Origin of the sequence: Kushneria marisflavi (assembly GCF_002157205.1) — a bacterium.
In the GTDB taxonomy this organism is placed as follows: Bacteria; Pseudomonadota; Gammaproteobacteria; order Pseudomonadales; family Halomonadaceae; genus Kushneria; species Kushneria marisflavi.
On record NZ_CP021358.1, the window covers coordinates 526,081 to 544,542 of the forward strand.

Here is an 18,462-nt window from a genome sequence, read left to right on the forward strand (position 1 = left end):
CCTTTTGAGACGATACGACCCTGCCTGAGTCGCAATCCAGTTGTTGAGTTAATACAGGGTCAACCACTCCAGGGTTTGATGACCCGTAATTAACCAGAATCGACCATCGCAGGTCTGGAGGGTTCCTCACCCTTGCGTAAAACATGGTGACGCCGTGTCACCGCTTACTGCTTTTTTTCTTCCTGCACGGGCAACGCCAGCACCGACATGACCGGGACCTGCAATGGATCAGAAATATACTCGTATTGATCGAGCGTTCCTATTATGTCGAGCTTGAGATGATCCTGAACAACACATCATTTTCACGAGCACACTCACGCTTACCCTGACATTACATTTTGTGCGCCTCGATCATGTCCTGAACGGCTCGATCATCCGCGTATGATACCGATACCCTAGGCCATTTTTCCCGAGACGGTAGCGCCTGATGAAACTGATTCACACCGCGGACTGGCATCTCGGCCAGCGCTTCCACGGCCAGTCGCGCCACAACGAGCATCACGACTTTCTGAACTGGCTGCTGGAAACACTCGATGAGCGACAGCCCGATGCCCTGCTGATCGCAGGCGATATTTTTGATGTCATCAATCCTTCCATGGCGGCCCAGTCACTGCTGTATGACTTTCTGGTCAGTGCGCACGAACGCCAGCCACAGCTGACCATTGTCATGATTGCCGGCAATCATGACAGCAGCACACGCATCGAACTGCCTGCGCCACTGCTGCAGCGATTGAATACCCATGCGCTGGGTCGCATTCTCTGGCATGACAGCGGCCGGCCCGATGTGGATCGCCTGATCGTTCCCCTGACGGACAGGCAGGGGGTCACTCGCGCCTGGTGCATGGCCCTGCCCTTTCTGCGACCGGCTGAAGTGACCGGAAGAACACATGATGGCACCAGGCCTGACGATGAAGACGTCTCCGAAACGCCCGGTGACCACTATGTTCAGGGCATGGTGCGCGTTCATGACGCACTGTTTGAGGCCGGCCTGCAAAAGCGCGAGCCGGGGCAGGCGCTGATCGCCATGAGCCACGCCCATCTTCATGGTGCCAGCGTCTCCGAACACAGCGAGCGCCCCATTGTGATCGGCGGTGAAGAATCGCTTTCTGCATCGCTGTTCCCGCCCGACATTGCTTATGTGGCGCTTGGACACCTGCATAAACCTCAGCGGGTCGGCAGTGACCATATTCGCTATAGCGGCTCACCATTGGCGATGGATTTCTCCGAAACCCACTACCCGCATCAGGTGCTCGAAGTCACCCTCGAAGGCGAACAGGTTGCGGAAATCACCTCGCTGCTCATCCCTCGCAGTGTCGCCATGCACCGGGTCGGGCCACTGCCGCTTGAAGAGGTGCTAGAGACTCTGGCAAGCAGCGATTTTGTCGATGACACACAAACTGATCTGCCGCGCGACACATGGCCCTGGCTTGACGTGCGTGTGATGCTGGATGCGCCTCGAGTGGATCTGCGCCCACTCATCGAGCACGCGCTCAAGGGCAAGGCCGTACGTCTGATCAGCATCACCACCCGCACGTCGCAGCCACCGTCGCCGGATCAGGTATGCGAATCCCTTGATGATCTGGGTCCCGTGGATCTGTTCGGCCGTGTCTGGGCGAGAGAGTATGGCGATGCACCGCCCGATGAGGTCATCCACGATGTGCAGTCCCTGATGCAAACGCTGCTCGATGATGAGACGCCCGAGGAGACCCCATGAGAATTCTGGCCCTTCGCCTTCACAATATTGCCTCGCTCAGCGGCCCACATATCATCGACTTCACCGCCAGCCCGCTCGACAGTGCAGGGCTATTCGCCATTACCGGTCCGACCGGTGCGGGCAAAAGCACGCTGCTGGATGCGCTGTGTCTGGCCCTTTACGGCAGCACCCCTCGCCTTCGGACCGCGCCGGGTCGGGACTCTGTTTCTCCTGATGTCGGCGAGGAGACCCTGACCACCGCCGATGCGCGCACTCTGCTGCGCCGAGGCGAAAGCAGCGGCTACGCCGAAGTCGATTTTCGCGGCTGTGATGGCGCTCACTACCGGGCCTGCTGGCGCGTGCGGCGTGCCCGTCACAAGGCAGATGGCAAGCTTCAGGGCGTTGAACAGAGCCTCATCTCCCTGCCGGACCAACGGGTCATTACCTCGCAAAAGCGCGAATTCGACCGTCTGCTGCCCCAGTATCTGGGGCTGAGTTTCGAGCAGTTCACCCGCGCGGTGCTGTTGGCGCAAAGCGAATTCAGTGCCTTTTTGAAAGCCGATGACAATCAACGCAGCGAGCTGCTGGAAAAGCTGACCGACACCGACATCTATTCGCGCCTCTCCATCGCCGCCTTTCAAAAGACCCGCGACTGTGAACGTGAGGTGGCCGCACTGGAAGCTCAGCTCGGCCATCAGATGCCCGTCGAACCCGAGCAGCGCCAGGCGCTCGAGCAGCGCGCCGCCGAAACCCTGACGCAACTTCAGACGCTTCAAACACAGCAGCAGGCGCTTGAACGCGAGCAGAGCTGGCTGGCCACCGATCAACAGCTTGAAACGCACTGGCAAAGCGCCTGTCAAGCTTATGAAGACGCCCTGAGCATTCGACAGACACAGGCCGATCAGAGACAGCAGCTGTCCCGACTCGAGGCACTGGCCCCTGCGCGACACCTCTTTGTACAGCACGACGCGCTGACCGCGTCGCTCAAGGCGCTGGAAGATCGCCGCGATGCGGCACAAACACGTCTTACGACGGCCAAACGCCAGCGCGACGAGATCGTCGACCAGCGCGACAGGCACAAGGCGCAGCTGGAATCACGACGTCAGCATTACCGGGATCAGCAGCCGCTACTGGCGCAGTGCTCACTGGATGAGCAGCGCCATCGCGACCTGCATCAGCGCGCGTTGCATACCGAGCAGCAACTCAAGACGCATCATCAAACCCTGTCGGACCAGGAAAAGGCGCTCGCTCACTGCCGCCAGAAGGCACACAGACAACGAACCTCGCTCGAGGCGCTTGATGCTCGACTTCAAACGCTGACCGATGGCGCCACCTCCTTCGCTCAGTGGCGCGAGGCGATCCAGAATCGACTGGATCAATATCGCCAGCAGCGCCAGGCGCTGGAAAGCCTTCAACACGCCCACGACCACTGGCAGCAGCTGGATCAGCGTTTTCAGACATTGAGCACGCATCAGACCAAAGATCGTCAGACGCTTGAAACGCTACGCAAGGACGGCACCCGAACCCGAACCGACCTTGATCGGCAAAAAGCGATTCTCGATCAGCTCGAAAACAGCATTGCCCGCCTGCGCGCTGCCCGCAGCGACAGCGTTGACACCCTGCGTGAAGGCCTGGAAGCCGACGCGCCCTGTCCGGTATGTGGCAGTCAGGATCATCCTTATGCACGCCAGCCACCGTCGCAGCCGGCGCATGACATGCTGGTGGCCACCGAGCGCGAGGAGCAGCGCCAGCTTGATGAGGCTCGCCAGACACGCGACGATCTGGATCAGCACTGTGCCGAGCTGAGAGGTCGCTACGGCGAGCTTAATAGCCAGATCATCCAGCGCCAAGAAGCGCTTGCCACCCTCGAGACCCAGCGACTCGAAGCCCGCCAGCATCTTGAGGCCTGCCCCGAGAGCGACACGCTGCTGGCGACTCCCCTGGAGGACCGCCCGCCATGGTTCGAGCAGCGCTTGGCAGGCGTGACTACCGCGCAGCGTGAGGATGGCGAGCATCTGGCGTATTTTGATCGTGACCAGGAGACCAGAACGCCGCTCAAGGAACAGCTTCATGACCTTGAAATCGAAACAGCACGCCTTGAAACCACTGTGGCCCACGCGCGCGAACAGATCGAGAGCCTTGAAGCTGCCCATGCCCCGCTGATCGACGAGCGCGAAACGCTTTCCCGAACGCTCAGGACGCAGCTGGGCGACTACCCGGACGTTAATCGCTGGCGTGAGGCGCTCGATCATGACATCGAGACCTGTGAAGAGAAGCTGGCCACGGCTCAAAAGCAGCTGGCGGGCTGTGATGAGCAGTGCCGAACGCTTCAACAGGACATTTCACAGCTTCAGCAGCAGCATGAAGACCAGACCCGCAGTCGCGAGACGCTGTCCCTAGAGATGACACAGTGGCGTGAAGCGAATCCTGATATCGATGAAGCCACCCTGGCAGAGCTTCTGGCCCTGCCACCCGAGCATCTGCAGCAGCTGGCAAGCAGGATGGCGGCCACGGACCAGCGCATCAGCGAGGCACAACTTCTTGGTCAGGAGCGCTTGGCCGTGCTTGAGCGCCATCGTGAACACTACAGTGAGCATGCCGTTTCACCCGATTCGACCCTTACCGCACGGGGCGCATCGCACTGCCTGACAACATGGCGAGAAGAACGCCTCACCGAGCTTGCCCGCCAACAGGCAAGCCTTGACGCGGACCTTCCTCAGGCACAGCGCTTGCGTGATGAGGCCGCGCATGCGCTGCGCCACGATGACCACTGCCGTGCGCAGGCCCGTGAAATTGAACAAAAGCTTGAGCAGCATCGGCGTGACGTCACGCGCTGGGGACGCATTTCCGGCTTGATCGGGGCCGCCGATGGCAAGAAGTTTCGTCGCATTGCCCAGGGCTGGAATCTGGAGCGGCTTATTGAACACGCCAATATCCACCTTCAGGGTCTGGCGCGACGCTATCGGCTGGCACGAGGCGGCAGCGAACTGGGGCTTCTGGTCATCGATACGGACATGGGCGATGAGCGACGCTCGGTGCATTCGCTCTCAGGCGGAGAAACCTTTCTGGTCTCGCTGGCCCTGGCCCTGGCCCTGGCTTCCATGGCGTCCTCGGAGCTGCAGATCGAGACCCTCTTCATCGACGAGGGGTTTGGCAGCCTTGACCCCCAGTCGCTGTCGCAGGCCATGGACGCCCTCGATGCGTTGCAATCGCTGGGGCGGCGCGTCGGCGTCATTTCTCACGTTCAGGATATGCATGAACGCATACCGGTTCAGATCAGGATCGCGCCCCGCGGTAACGGACAAAGCGATATCACATTAAGTTGATGCTCGAAAAAAACGTCCTGACAACGCTTCAGAAACCCTTGTAAAGTCAGGCCACTCGTTTTTAAGCCATTAAAAAAGGGCCTCCGTAGAGGCCCCTCATCACTCGTTTGGCGATGTTTATAGTGCCAGCCAGGCGGCCAGCACGAAAACGGCCAGCAGTCCCACGTAGAGCGCGACCCGTACCAGCGGCTTGAACTCCAGCGCCGGAATGCTGACCAGCGACAGACGCGAGAAGCGCAGTAAACACCAGATCACCCCCAGCACCACCAGGATAACGATGAAAAATGGCAGACTGATGCCAATAAACAGGGCCTGCCACTGAGGCACTGTATTGACCGCACTCGGACTCAGCATCAAAAAGAGCGTGCCGCCCAGTGCAAAAAGGCCGATGTCGAAGGTCGTGCTCAGAAGGCGGGTGCCGATAACCTTCAGCGACCGGGTGACCGGGTTGTCACGCATCAGATCACGCGCCATGAAGGCAATGACGGCGAAAAAGAGCGATACCAGGCCCAGCGCGCTCCAGTAGGAGGAAAATCCAACGCCTTCGGCCGTGCTGCTACCGGTGGAAATGCCGGTCATTGCCGCATTGCCCTCCCCGCCACCGAGCTGGTGCTGCATCAGCCACTGGGCCAGACCACCGATCAATATCCATAAAACGATGGTAAAAAAGAAATCGCCAATACCTTTTTTCTGCATGGCCAGGGGTCCTTTCATTGCAATGGGCATAGTGGGTTCAGGGGCTCTATCATGGCAAACAAACGAACACTTCGACAGCACCGCGTATCCGCCATGCCGGAGTGAGAGGTTCTGCTCGACGGTCTGCAGCGCGGCAGCATGACAGATCGCCTGAGCCGAGGTCGTGCCTGATCGTGCGTCCGGAGTGTCTTGAGAGGAGCTTAAAACACGCGCTGCGCGCTTGGCGGACCGCCATTTTTTGCCAGACTGGAAAGCGCCGCCTGAGGTGTGGTGGCCTTTGAGCCCACAACGACATCGTTCGACGATGCTGGCAAGGAATATGTCATGCGCCCTCTTTTACTGGCCCCACTTCTGGTCTCCCTGACCCTGCCTGTCATGGCAAAAGATAATGTCACTGCTGACGCGCCCGTTTACGGCCCTCGACTGGAAGGCTTCGATTACCCCTGGCCGTTGCATCGCTTTAAGCTGAACAGTCAGCAACAATCGCTTGAGATGATGTACATGGATGTCACCCCGCAAGGAGAGGCCAACGGTGACACCGTGGTATTAATGCACGGCAAGAACTTCTGCGCCGCCACCTGGGAGAGCACCATCGAGGCCCTGACCCGGAAGGGCTATCGCGTGATTGCCCCGGATCAGATCGGTTTTTGCAAATCCAGCAAGCCGGAACACTATCAGTACAGCCTGCATCAGCTGGCCGCCAACACGAATGCTCTGCTGTCACATCTTGAAATCGAGCGCGCCACCATCATGGGCCACTCGATGGGCGGCATGCTGGCGACCCGTTATGCACTGATGTACCCCAAGGCCACGTATCAGCTGGTGCTGGTCGACCCCATCGGTCTGGAAGACTGGAAAGCGAAGGGGGTTCCCTGGCAGTCGATCGACAACTGGTATGAAAGCGGCAAAAAGGCCAGCGCCGAAAAGATGCGCGCCTATCAAAAGGAGACCTACTACGCCGGTCAGTGGAAACCGGAATATGATCGCTGGGTCGAGATGCAGGCCGGCATGTACCGCGGCGATGGCCGTGATATCAATGCCTGGAGCCAGGCACTGACCTATGACATGGTCTTTAATCAACCCGTTGTCTACGAGTTCAAGGATATTGAGGTCCCAACGCTTTTAATGATCGGAGACAAGGATAATACGGCCGTTGGCAAGGCGCTCGCACCAGAGAATATTCAAAAAACGCTGGGCCACTACGATGAATTGGGTCCAGCGATTGCCGACCAGATCCCAGACGCTACCTATGTGCGCTTCGAGGATCTGGGTCATTCACCACAGGTACAGGCTCCGGAGCGTTTTCATGACGCACTGCTAAAATGGCTGAGCCAATCTCGCCAGGTTTAATATTGAGCCCCAGAAACAGGATAACGGTATATTACTCAAGCGATAGTGACTCCTGCCCTGGCGCAGCGTCTCCCTCGGGTCGTCGCGTTTCGGCAGTTCGGCGAGAGGCAAGACGATCGGCCTGTCGAGTGGGCTCGGGAAGCTTGTAGCGAGTCAGACACTGCATGACCCACTCGATCGAGCTTTCAAGCGAGAGCCGGTGGCCAGTCGAAATGTAGAGCGGCTTGACCCTTTCACGGGTACGCAGCACGCCGCCGATGGTCTCATTGCGATGTGTCAGGGGAACCCAGCTGCCACGCGCTTCGGGCACCTCGTCATGCTGACCACATAGACGACTTTTCCCTACGCCAATGGCAGGTATATCGAGCCAGAGCCCCAGGTGGGCAGCAATACCCAGCCGGCGCGGATGCGCGATGCCCATGCCATCCACCATCAACAGATCAGGTGTGACTGTGAGCTGCTCAAAGGCCTCCAGCGCCGCTGGCAGCTCTCTAAAGCTCAATAGCCCCGGAATGTAAGGCATACGTGTTGGCGTGCGATGCAGGACGCGCTCGACAATTTCAAGCGACGGCCAGCGCATGACCACTATCACCGCGCGCGTGGTCTCGCCTCTATCCTCAAAACCGATATCCACCCCGGCAATGTGCTCAACGTTACTGATCCGGTCCTGACACTCGATACGAGGCGCCAGCGATTTCTGTAGCGCGACGGCCCTTTCCGGGTCGATGGTCCACTCATGTAACGGCTGTCGCTGTGATGTCATGGTACCTCCTGGCGGTTTGCCTGAGCGTAGACAATGCCGCCCCTTCCCCGCCAGCGACCCCATGATCAGATGGTGATGCCCATCAATAAAAAAGGCCCCCTGCCGATAGGCAGGGGGCCCTTGAAGTAGCATTTACCGGTGCGTTAGTCAGCGCACCGACAGGATAGCCTCAGGAGGCCTGCTGACGACGATCATCACGACGCGGGCGCTCGCTGCGACCTTCGCTCTGACCACCCTCGGGGCGTCCGGCATCCTTGCTGATTTCCAGCTGACGACCGCCGACACGAGCACGTGCCATCTTGGCCAGTACGGTCTCGGGCAGACTGGTGGGCAGTTCAACCAGGCTGTGGGTCTGGCGAATGTCGATGCGACCAATACGGGCGCCTTCGATACCGCCTTCATTGGCCAGAGCACCCACCAGCTGTCCCGGCTTGATGTTATCGCGATGGCCGACGGCCAGACGATAACGGGTCATGCCTTCGCTCGGGCCACCTTCGCGGCGACGCGGCGGACGACGCTCACCGCCACGCTCGGAGCGTTCGCCACGTTCGGGACGCTCGCTGCGCGGATTGGATTTCGGCAGTGAACGAATCGGCGGTTCGCCGGCACGGGCAAGGCTTGCAAAGACGCAGGCCAGATCGATCGGATCGATGCCCTCTTCCAGCAGCGATTCCACCATCGCACGCTGATGCTCATGACCGCGCTCAAGCATGGCCTCGGCACGGGCCTTGAACTTCTCGTCGCGATGCGCACGCATGGTCTTCTCGTCGGGAAGCTCCATGATATCGATTTTCTGGCCGGTGGCCTGCTCGAGCCAGCGAATCTTGCGGACTTCACGATTACCGGCAAAGGCAATTGCCGTGCCTTCGCGACCGGCACGGCCGGTACGACCGATACGGTGAATATAGGCTTCGGTATCGTGGGGCATGTCAAAGTTGATGACATGCGTGATACGCGGCACGTCGAGGCCACGTGCGGCCACATCGGTGGCAACCAGCACGTCGACCTTGCCCTTTTTCAGGCGCTGAACCGTGCGCTCACGCAGGCTCTGATCCAGGTCGCCGGACAGCGGCGCCGCAGCGATACCACGAGCGACCAGCTGATCGACCAGCGTGGTGCAGGACGCACGGGTACGCACGAAGACAATGGCTGCATCAACCGGCTCGACCTCGATAATACGTGCCAGCGCTTCAATCTTGGCCGGGCCTTCCACGCGGCAGACGCGCTGCTGAATGGTGGTCGTGGCGGCACGCGCTTCGATCTGAACCGTGATCGGGTCAACCAGATAGCGGCTGACGATACGTGAAATTTCCGGCGGCAGCGTGGCGGAGAAGAACACGCGCTGCGCATCGGTCGGGGTGTCCTTGAGAACGCGCTTGACGTCATCAATGAAGCCCATGCGAAGCATTTCGTCGGCTTCATCAAGAACCAGCGCATTCAGGCCGGTCAGGCTCAGAGAACCACGATCCAGGTGGTCGATGACACGACCCGGCGTGCCCACGACGATCTGGCCGCCGCTTTTCAGGCCGCGCATCTGTTCGCGGTAGTCCTGACCACCGCAGAGTGTCACGACCTCAAGGCCCTTGATGTTCTGACCGTAGCGGCTGAAGGCCACGGCAACCTGCTGGGCGAGTTCGCGTGTCGGGGCCAGTACCAGTACCTGCGGCTCACGACGATCAAGATCCAGCCTGGAGAGCAGCGGCAAGGCAAAGGCTGCCGTTTTGCCGGTACCGGTTTGCGCCTGACCCAAAAGGTCAGCGCCTTCCAGAAGCGATGGAATGGTCTGCGCCTGAATGGGTGACGGGGTTTCATAACCCAGAGATACAAGAGATTCGAGAACAGCAGGCAGCAGCGCCATGTCACCGAAAGTCGGCGAGGCAACGGAAGTAGAAGTCATGTCACACCTTATAAGCCGGCATCAGGCCGGCGGGGGAAAATGTCTGGTCGGGAGACACTCATCAAGCGATAGACCTATCAAGCGATAGACATATCGGATGGTTCCCGGACCGGTCGCACTCGTATCGTCCCGGTTTGCTTGCATAATAGGCGAGCAAACGACGATATCCGTGGCATGTGGCGACCGTTATTGCATCTGGGCAACACGTCATACGCGGCGACCGACAGGTCATGGCAGTCACTGCCGTCGTATGGTGCCCAATGCTCCATCGATGCGTGGGCGCTTTGGCGCCTTGGAGAATCGTCCCCTACGCAACGGCAGTCTCAATGGGGGCGAATCAGCAGAGATGGCAGGGTCTTCACAAGCGAGGTGGACATAATCTATCACAGCGTGGCTGCAAGTGCACGCCGAAAGTCGAAGACGTCGCGAATGACCGGGACCATGACATGGCCAACCCCTGCCGGCCATCGTCATTCACGACGCGCTATTAACGACTGTGCTGCCAGATCCCCTTGCCCGACAGACGTTCCCGGTCATGTGGTCGATCAAAATCAAGCTCGGGCCCCAGCGGCACGATCCCATTGGGGTTGATGCCCGGATGACTGCCATAGTAGTGACGCTTGATGTGCGTCATGTTGACGGTCTCTGCCACCTCGGGCCATTGATAAAGCTCGCGGAGATAGTTCGACATCGACGGGTAATCCTCGATTCGACGCAGATTGCACTTGAAGTGGCTGTAGTAGACGCTGTCAAAGCGAACGAGCGTCGTAAACAGGCGGATGTCGGCCTCGGTCAGATATTCACCGGCCAGGTAGCGGCGCTCGCTCAGCAGCGACTCAAGCCGGTCAAGCGTTTCAAACAGTGCCGTGACATGCTTTTCATACACCTTCTGATCGGTGGCAAACCCTGTCTTGTAAACGCCGTTGTTGATCCGGTCATACACCTCATCGTTGATGCGATCGATTTCCTCACGCAGCGGCGCGGGATAAAGATCAAGCGTATTGTCGGTCAGCTCGTCGAACGCGGTATTGAAGATGCGCATCAGATCGGCGGATTCGTTATTCACGATGCGCGAGGTTTTCTTGTCCCATAGAACAGGCACGGTCACACGCCCGGTGTAATCCGGATCCGTCAGGGTATAAAGCTGATAGTGGCGGCGTACGCCATTGATCGGATCACCGCTAGACCCTTCATCAAGCTCATACGTCCAGCCTTCGTCCAGCATGTAGGGGCTGGTGGTCGAAACGCCCATGATATCGGAAAGCCCCTTGAGCCGGCGCATGATCAGCGCGCGATGTGCCCAGGGACAGGCCAGCGAAACATAAAGATGAAAGCGATTACTGCCGGCACTGATGCCTTTCTGCCCATCGGGACCGGGGTCGCCATCAGGCGTCACCCAGTCGCGCAGCTTTGCAGACTCGCGAACAAACTCGCCGTCATTGCCCTTCGTGTCATACCAGCGGTCTACCCACTGCCCTTCAACCAATAAGCCCATGCCAGTCTCCTTGCCCGGATCAATCCATCTCCGGGAAATTCATGTTCGGGCAGTGAGAATAGTCGCTACAACCATGGTTGGCACAGCCTCCGACCACATCCAGCGCTGTGGCAATTATCACATCAGGATCGAAACTCATGACGCAGCGCCTCGGCCATGGCCTGAACCGCAGGCCCCGTCCCTTCCACATCATTGATGTATAGAGAGAGCGGCACTTCGCGAATGCCACCGGCCTGCAGCGGCAATGCCTTGAGCCGACCGCTGTCCAGCAATGGCTGAACACGCGACTGCGACACCCAGGCAAACCCCAGCCCTCGAGCCAGAATGTCCAGACAAGTGGCAACATGCGATACCGTCCAGCGCTGCTCGGCCTTGAGCCAACCGCTGTCGTTTTGTTCACGCTGCGCGGAATCACGGATCACGATCTGGCGATGCTGTCGAAGATCGCGCAGATCCAGCGGCCGATTCAATTGATGAAGTACATGATCCGGATGTGCCACCGCAATGAAACGAATGGCCCCCATCAGTTCCCCCAGATACCCCGGTACCGGTAGACCACAGATCAGAAGGTCCACCCGATTATCCAGCAGCATCTCTATACCACCGTTGAGCACTGACTCATGCAGCTGGATGCGCGTATGTGGATACTGGGCAGAGAAGCGATCCAGAGCGTAGCAAAGAGCTTCAGGACCGAGAATCTGGTCAATCCCGATGGAAATCTCGGCCTCCAGCCCACCCGAGAGGCTGTCGGCGACTGCTTCGAGGGTCTCGGCACTTTCCAGTAGCTGGCGCGCCCGGCGCAACAACATCTCTCCCGACTCAGTCAAACGCAGCTGTCGGCCGCTGGTATCCAGCAGCTGTACACCCAACTGGGTTTCAAGCTTGTGAACAGCATGATTAATACTGGAGGGGCTTTTATGGATCGCTTCTGCAGCTCGAACGAAGCCACCATGATCCACCACTGCTGCCAGCATTTTCCACTGAACCAGAGTTACTCGAGACATGTTACATCCTGTCAACAAATGACGGCATCGCTGGATTTTCAGCTATCAGCGCGCTCACTTCTGCACGGAAAATTTCTTTCCAATCATGCAACTAAATGCTCCGATCAGCACAACGCAAGCCGCAAAGAAAATATAAGAGAACGTTAATTTTTACAACAAAAAACCAGCATAAACGTCATTTACAGCATGACAAAAAGATACATTTAAAATCCAATGCATACCCGTTAAATCCTTCATCGACCTTTTTTAACGGCATCATTATTTAAAAATGATAACGCGTTCTAAAACCCTATTTATTTAAAAGGAAAAGAGCATTTCGAAGTCAAGGATTAAAATAAAACACTGTTCGGATTTGCAAGCCACATCAGATACTGTTTATTTATCCATATAAAAGGACCCGCAATCAATACTCCTGTCAGGGCCGATGCAAGGAACATGGAGCCTTGCCAGAGCGACAGCCATGCGGCGGCAGCGGAAAAAGCCCGACTGACCGAGTATGTCATACCGCCATGACAAAAAAGTGATTCTTGTACAATGGTTTCACAACCAACAAACATTAATCATCTCTATGTACAAGCCGCTTTAATATGTAATAAAGGTGCCCAATTAACGGGATTCACACTAGGCATATCTCTGACCTTGAGGTAAGGTAACCCGGCCTTTATCCCTTTTATCTATCTGTATACGGCGCCCATAATCATGTTGCGAATTTTTAGTTCGCTACCCCGCACGCACAGGCTTTTATTGTTACCGGTTACCGCCATGGTTGGCGTGTTGGGTGCGCACCAGCTTTATCAACATACGAACACCTCGGCTGCGACAGACGCCACGGTCGCAGAATTCCAGCAGGCCACACGGCCCATCAGCCTCGCCCTCGCCAGCACACAGGAACAGGCTCGAGTCTTTGGTCAGCCAACGCATCTCGAGATCGCCGGTGCACTGACACTGGCGGCGCCTACTGCAACGACAGCGAGCGACACCAGCCCTCTCAACGTCCGCCAGGCCCTGGCTGTGGCATCCAACCTTTCGGCCATGAATGCCGGCGCCACTCTGGGCAATGATCCTGCACAGGTAAATGCCGAGCTGGCCATCGCCCGTGCCGATCATGTAACGGGCATGGGCAACGGTCTCGGCGGGCATACGTCCTATGTTGACAATTTCAACGATGACGATACCGGCGACTATGCCGACGATGACAGCCTAGGCGGCCAGTTCTCTCTGGGCAGCCAGATCGAAACCCGGGAGCCCTACACGCCCGAATGGCAGACCTACAAGGTTCAAAGTGGGGATACCTTTGCAGAGCTTGCCGAGCACAGCCTGGGACTGGGCTATAGCGAAGTTCTCAAGCTCATTAATGACGCCCCTGATAAAAAGGCGCTGACCAATCTGCGCGTGGGTAACGAGCTGGACTACAAGGTCGACAAGGACGGGCATCTGCTGGCACTTCGTGTCATGCAGAATACGCGCAAGGGTTATCTCTTTGAGCGCGAAAGCACCGATGAAAGCTTTAGTGTCAACGACATCAAACGCACCGGCGAAGCCACACAGCGGCTTTTCGCCGGCACGGTCAGTGGCAGCTTTGGCTCCTCGGCACGGGCGACCGGCCTATCCGGTGGAGAAGTGGCGGAGCTGATTTCGGTACTGGGCAAAAAGCTCAACTTCCGTTCTGCCCGCGACGGCGACAGGTTCCAGGTGCTGGTCGAGTCGGACGTGATTGATGGAAAACCCTTTGACTCCCGCATTCTGGCCGCCCGGTATGTAGGCCGCGATGACCTTACCATCGTGCGCCATGACGGCGATTACTATACGCCCGACGGCAAGGGGCTCGACCCGGCCTTTAACCGCTATCCCTTCAAGGGCCACTATCGCATCAGTTCGCCCTTTAATCTCAAGCGTCACCATCCGATCACCGGTCGCATCTCGCCCCACAAGGGCACTGATTTTGCGATGCCGGTGGGAAGCGTAGTGCGCGCCCCCGCCGATGGCCGTGTCACGAAAGTGGTCAGCCATCCGCTGGCCGGTAAATATATCGTGATCACCCATGACAACGGTTACCAGACCCGCTACCTCCACCTCTCAAAGCCGGAGGTCAAGCCGGGACAGCGCGTGAAGATGGGCCAGGAGATTGCCAAATCCGGCAATACGGGTCGCAGCACCGGCGCGCATCTTCACTATGAGATCATCGCCAATGGTTCTCAGGTCAATGCCATGCGCGTCAAGCTGCCGGGCGGCCGCTCACTGAGCGGCAAGGAACTGGCCAGTTTCAAGACCGATTCGAAAGAACTTCTGGCCAAGCTCGAGAATGCTGACAACAGCCGTGCCGTGGCTCAGGTTCGCCATGACGACAAGAGTGACAAGGACGACGAGTCCTGATACTTCTTGTCTGCTGACGCGACTTCTGCCACGAAAAACGCCCCTTGACGGGGCGTTTCTTTATTGACGATGTCTGCTCAGGAGCCCGCTTGATCAGAGGAACTACCCGTGGTCCGGGGGTTGGGCGCATGGGGATAGCCGCCAGAGATATGTGGCACGTTGAGGCCATCGTGAAAACCGCCACCCAGCGCCTGTACCAGCTGAATCGAGGTATCTACCAGCTGACTGTTCAGACTGACCAGCGATTGCTGGGCACTGAGCAGCTGCTGTTGGGTACTCAACACCTGCAGATAGTTGGTGATGCCTGCCTGAAAGCGCTCGAGTGCCAGATCGAAGGCCTGTTGAGCGTCGTCGCGCGCCTTTTCAAGCGACTGCCGCTGGCGATCCAGTGACTGCACTGAGGTAATGGTATCGGCCACGGTGCCCAGTGCCGAAATCACGGTCTGGTTGTACTGGGCCACGGCCAGGTCGTAATCCGCTTCGGTGCTGTCCAGATTGGCCCTCAGCCGGCCGCCTTCAAAAATCGGCAGCGACAATGCCGGAGAAACATTCCAGCTCTTGGCCGGCTCAGAGAAGAAATAGCTGCCCAGCCGCGAGCTGAAGCCGGCCATCGCACTCAAGTTGAGATTGGGATAGAACTGCGCCTTGTCTGCCTTGATCTGCTGGGTCTGGGCCTCGACCCGCCAGCGCGCGGCCACCACATCCGGACGGCGACCGACCAGCTCGGCCGGCACTACCGAAGGCAGCGACAACAGCGCTGGTGACAATGGCAGGGGGCGCTCGATATCAAAGCCGCGATCCGGCCCCTTGCCCAACAACACGCCCAGAGAAATCCGATCACTGCGTACGGCCTGCTCGGCCGACTCCAGTGTCTGCTTCGCCGTGGACACGCTGGAGCGGGACTGCAGGCGTGCCGACTGATCGCTTAGCCCCGCCTGCTGAAGCTGCTGGTTGGTCTGATCAATGGTCTGGGCACGCTCGAGCTCCTGTTGGGCGATGCCCAGCAGGGCGTAATCTCCCGCCAGCTGAACATAGGCCCTGGCCACATTAACCGATAGCGTCAGGGCAGCCTCATGCAGATCGATCTCGGTGGCTCTGGCCTCGCCCAGTGCCGCTGACCATGCCGCACGACGCCCCCCCCACAGATCCACGTCATAGCTGAACTTTGATGACAACCCGCGAGTGGTACTGTAGATATTGCCCTGCCCGCTGGGATCATCGACTTCCGAGACGCGCGAGCGTGATATTTTCGCAGAACCATCCACGGTTGGCAGACGTTTGGCACCTGCCTGATCAACCGCTGCATTGGCCGAACGCAGCCGGGCCTGAGCCACATCCATATCTGGTGAATCCGCCAGCGCCTCCTGGATCAAAGCCTCCAGATGCGGATCTCCCAGCGCATTCCACCACTGACGCTCGGGCCAGTTGGCCGAAGAAATGGTGACATCCCTGACGGCCTGAAGGGCCGATAGCTGATTGAGCGACACCAGCTCGCCTTTGGGCTCAATACCTTCATAGCTGGCGCAGCCACTGATCAACGCCGCCAGCAAAAGACCTGCCGCCCCGGGGCGTACGCCCTGTGCCCACCGAGCCAGTTGCCCATTATCCGTTTTCATTCCGCCTTCATATCCTTGTTTCACGCTCAGTCGTCGCTGGGTTTGGTGACCACCCGCGACAGGGGCCCCTCTTCGTAGCCCCCGGAGTCCTTGTCTTTCGTATCATCGTCCCCCCCATTGATCATGGCATCGAGCGTATCGATGGGCGATGTCACCATATTCTCCATTGCTTCACCAATGACCTGCCAGACCACCTTGCTCACATCGACGCCACTTCCTTCCACCGAGGCATCAATGGGAATATCGAGATTGATAACGCCATCGCCTCCCTGCAGAACACCGATCAGCGTTTTCAGCGGCAAAGAAGTATCTCCGTTGGACACCTCCTCTCCCAGGTCCAGCTGGCGAAGCACTACGTGGTTGTTGGCATCCAGTTGCCCGTTGCGAAGCTGATAGCGTAGATCAAGATCGGCAGTCCCCTGTTCGATCCTGTAACCTCCAAAGCGCTGAATATAGGGGGCGAAACGTTCAAGCGGCAGACGATCGACCATCAGATGCATGACCCCAGAGGGCGCTGATGCATTGAATTTTCCTTCGATGGTGACCGGTGTCTGCTGACTCTCGAACCCCTTGAAGGAATAGCTTGCCGATTTGTCGCGGCGGGTATCAAAATCCTGCATGGTGCCCTCAAGTGAGCTGACGCTCAGGGTCACCCTGGGTGACATGTTGCGATCCTCGAAATCGAACGCGCCATTGGAAACTTCCATGTGGCCGAGCGCAAGCGCCATACCACCCTCTTGCTGTGGCTCATTCCGAGACTCGCCCTCGGAGGACTCGTTTTCTTTTGCCGAGGCCCCATGCTGGGACTGATTTTCCTGTTTTGAGCCACCTTCGGACTGCAGTCCCAGAGAAGTGGTCAGATTGAACGCCCCCTCCTCATCAATAATGGCCATCATTTTTGACCCTGACATTGACAGTTGATCAGCGCTTAGATGATCACCGGTCAAAAGATCCATACCTTCAAGCCGGGCCTTGTCAACACTGAAAAACAGGCGTTGACGACCATCCAGCACGGAAACCGAGTTTGTCTCCAGATCACCCTGCCACTGCACCTTTCCCTGTTCTGCTTCACCAAAGGCAAGTTTTCCGTGAGCGTTCAGCGTGCCCTGGTCGATTTGCACGCGACTGAGCTGAGACAGCCAGGGGTTGATAAGCTTCAATCCGATCTCCTGCCCCCTTACCTGCAGATCACCGGTCAACGGACTGAGACCGAATCGGCCATCGGCATGGAGCTGCCCGCCGTTCAAGGTGCCTGTTGCCTCACCGTGCATGGGAGATGACGAGCGGCTGTCATAGCCTTCAAGCGTCAGCGCCAGATCGGTTACCGCCAGCTGCACCGGGGGAGATTGAGTTTGATTTACCCAGTCAATCTCACCGTGTTGCGCCTTGATACTGTCAATGATCAGCGCAGTGCTCTTGCCGGAGTCACCACTGCCACCCAGCTGCGTGATGTTGAGGCCCTCTTCCGGCGTTTGCACCAGATGCAGCCGAGGTCCCTCAAGGTCAATGCGCTCAACATGAATACCTGACTCCCAAAGCGTACGCCACGCCAGAGTCGCCTCACCCTCGTCGACATGAATGACTGGCGAGTCACCGGCGCCGATATTGAGCTGCCGTAACGAAGCCGTCGCCGTGAAGGGATTAAAGCTCAGATGCTCGATCGTGACCGGCCGACCGGTGGCCTTGCCAAGCGAGTCCACTGCCCAGCTCTTCAGCGCCCAGGGGCCGGCAAAATAGATACCGCCAACCACCAGTACGGCAATACCGGCAGTAATGCTCCAGCCCTTGCGATGCCCGATGGCCATGACCTGTACTCCTGAGTCTTTGAAAAAGCGGCGTCCAGGCATGAAAGGATGCCCGCACGTTAACGGGGCTTTGATACCGCGATGGTCATGAGGATAGCATGTCAGCACTGCCTTCCGGCCCCTCGAAGGCGCTTGCGCACAGGTTATTCTCGCGCATGCGCACTGCAGGACAGCCATCCTCTCTCGCCGCCCCGCCGGTCATCTAAAAGCTCCGGAATCCCTTTTGTTAATACTTCTGATCATCAGGAGGCTTAACCTGTCGCCCTCTTCTGACGTTATTGACCCGGTGCCTTTAAAGTGCCCATCACGGCGCTTCGGACCAGTGCGCCACAGCATGACGACCCATTGATTCGGGTCTGTCAGACTTTGGCGTGTTTTTGTCACAAAATGCACTAAAATCACTGATGGACATACTGGTGCAGGATGCGCCCGACAAGGAGTGAG

The 18,462-nt window shown here is 58.1% G+C and carries 11 protein-coding genes; 4 read left to right on the forward strand and 7 right to left on the reverse strand.

Going from position 1 to position 18,462, the window contains the following annotated elements; genetic code table 11:
* Window positions 1-427: 427 nt before the first annotated feature.
* Window positions 428-1,714, forward strand: coding sequence for an exonuclease SbcCD subunit D (locus B9H00_RS02470; RefSeq protein WP_086899329.1), 1,287 nt, complete (start codon window positions 428-430; stop codon window positions 1,712-1,714).
* Window positions 1,711-5,019: an AAA family ATPase gene (locus B9H00_RS02475; protein WP_086899330.1), complete on the forward strand. Its 3,309-nt coding sequence runs from the start codon at window positions 1,711-1,713 to the stop codon at window positions 5,017-5,019. Before B9H00_RS02470 ends, B9H00_RS02475 begins: the two co-directional genes overlap by 4 nt.
* 117 nt (window positions 5,020-5,136) lie before the next feature.
* On the opposite strand, the gene B9H00_RS02480 is transcribed toward B9H00_RS02475, so the two are convergent.
* Complete coding sequence (locus tag B9H00_RS02480; protein ID WP_120211667.1) at window positions 5,137-5,715, reverse strand: hypothetical protein; 579 nt, start codon at window positions 5,713-5,715, stop codon at window positions 5,137-5,139.
* Between the two features lie 324 nt (window positions 5,716-6,039).
* Here B9H00_RS02480 and B9H00_RS02485 point away from each other — a divergent pair, with 324 nt between their 5' ends.
* Window positions 6,040-7,065, forward strand: coding sequence for an alpha/beta fold hydrolase (locus B9H00_RS02485; protein ID WP_086899332.1), 1,026 nt, complete (start codon window positions 6,040-6,042; stop codon window positions 7,063-7,065).
* Window positions 7,066-7,096: 31 nt separating this feature from the next.
* Here the strand turns inward: B9H00_RS02485 and nfi are convergent, their stop codons facing one another.
* The 4 genes from nfi to B9H00_RS02505 form a co-directional block, all read right to left on the reverse strand.
* Window positions 7,097-7,828: a deoxyribonuclease V gene (gene nfi / locus B9H00_RS02490; RefSeq protein ID WP_086899333.1), complete on the reverse strand. Its 732-nt coding sequence runs from the start codon at window positions 7,826-7,828 to the stop codon at window positions 7,097-7,099.
* Window positions 7,829-7,997: 169 nt separating this feature from the next.
* A complete protein-coding gene (locus tag B9H00_RS02495) occupies window positions 7,998-9,725 on the reverse strand; it encodes a DEAD/DEAH box helicase (protein WP_086899334.1) in 1,728 nt (575 codons plus the stop codon).
* A 487-nt stretch (window positions 9,726-10,212) separates the two neighbouring features.
* Window positions 10,213-11,220 (reverse strand): glutathione S-transferase family protein, encoded by a 1,008-nt coding sequence (locus tag B9H00_RS02500; protein WP_086899335.1) that lies wholly within the window; start codon window positions 11,218-11,220, stop codon window positions 10,213-10,215.
* 122 nt (window positions 11,221-11,342) lie between these two features.
* Complete coding sequence (locus B9H00_RS02505) at window positions 11,343-12,224, reverse strand: LysR family transcriptional regulator (RefSeq protein ID WP_086899336.1); 882 nt, start codon at window positions 12,222-12,224, stop codon at window positions 11,343-11,345.
* Between the two features lie 699 nt (window positions 12,225-12,923).
* Here B9H00_RS02505 and B9H00_RS02510 point away from each other — a divergent pair.
* Window positions 12,924-14,597 carry a peptidoglycan DD-metalloendopeptidase family protein gene (locus B9H00_RS02510; RefSeq protein ID WP_169713413.1) on the forward strand — a complete coding sequence of 558 codons (1,674 nt, stop codon included), beginning with the start codon at window positions 12,924-12,926 and terminating at the stop codon, window positions 14,595-14,597.
* A gap of 77 nt (window positions 14,598-14,674) precedes the next feature.
* Here B9H00_RS02510 and B9H00_RS02515 read toward each other — a convergent pair whose 3' ends face one another.
* Together B9H00_RS02515 and B9H00_RS02520 are read right to left on the reverse strand one after the other, a co-directional pair.
* Entirely contained in the window at window positions 14,675-16,213 is a 1,539-nt protein-coding gene (locus tag B9H00_RS02515; RefSeq protein ID WP_086899338.1) for an efflux transporter outer membrane subunit, read from the reverse strand.
* A 26-nt stretch (window positions 16,214-16,239) separates the two neighbouring features.
* Window positions 16,240-18,018 carry a DUF748 domain-containing protein gene (locus B9H00_RS02520; RefSeq protein ID WP_169713414.1) on the reverse strand — a complete coding sequence of 593 codons (1,779 nt, stop codon included), beginning with the start codon at window positions 18,016-18,018 and terminating at the stop codon, window positions 16,240-16,242.
* Window positions 18,019-18,462: the final 444 nt, after the last annotated feature.

Bases quoted from the DNA above. Each gene is read 5' to 3' on its own strand.
- B9H00_RS02470 (WP_086899329.1), top strand. From the start codon at position 428: ATGAAACTGATTCACACCGCGGACTGGCATCTCGGCCAGCGCTTCCAC.
- B9H00_RS02475 (WP_086899330.1), top strand. From the start codon at position 1,711: ATGAGAATTCTGGCCCTTCGCCTTCACAATATTGCCTCGCTCAGCGGC.
- B9H00_RS02480 (WP_120211667.1), bottom strand. From the start codon at position 5,715: ATGCAGAAAAAAGGTATTGGCGATTTCTTTTTTACCATCGTTTTATGG.
- B9H00_RS02485 (WP_086899332.1), top strand. From the start codon at position 6,040: ATGCGCCCTCTTTTACTGGCCCCACTTCTGGTCTCCCTGACCCTGCCT.
- nfi (WP_086899333.1), bottom strand. From the start codon at position 7,828: ATGACATCACAGCGACAGCCGTTACATGAGTGGACCATCGACCCGGAA.
- B9H00_RS02495 (WP_086899334.1), bottom strand. From the start codon at position 9,725: ATGACTTCTACTTCCGTTGCCTCGCCGACTTTCGGTGACATGGCGCTG.
- B9H00_RS02500 (WP_086899335.1), bottom strand. From the start codon at position 11,220: ATGGGCTTATTGGTTGAAGGGCAGTGGGTAGACCGCTGGTATGACACG.
- B9H00_RS02505 (WP_086899336.1), bottom strand. From the start codon at position 12,224: ATGTCTCGAGTAACTCTGGTTCAGTGGAAAATGCTGGCAGCAGTGGTG.
- B9H00_RS02510 (WP_169713413.1), top strand. From the start codon at position 12,924: ATGTTGCGAATTTTTAGTTCGCTACCCCGCACGCACAGGCTTTTATTG.
- B9H00_RS02515 (WP_086899338.1), bottom strand. From the start codon at position 16,213: ATGAAAACGGATAATGGGCAACTGGCTCGGTGGGCACAGGGCGTACGC.
- B9H00_RS02520 (WP_169713414.1), bottom strand. From the start codon at position 18,018: ATGGCCATCGGGCATCGCAAGGGCTGGAGCATTACTGCCGGTATTGCC.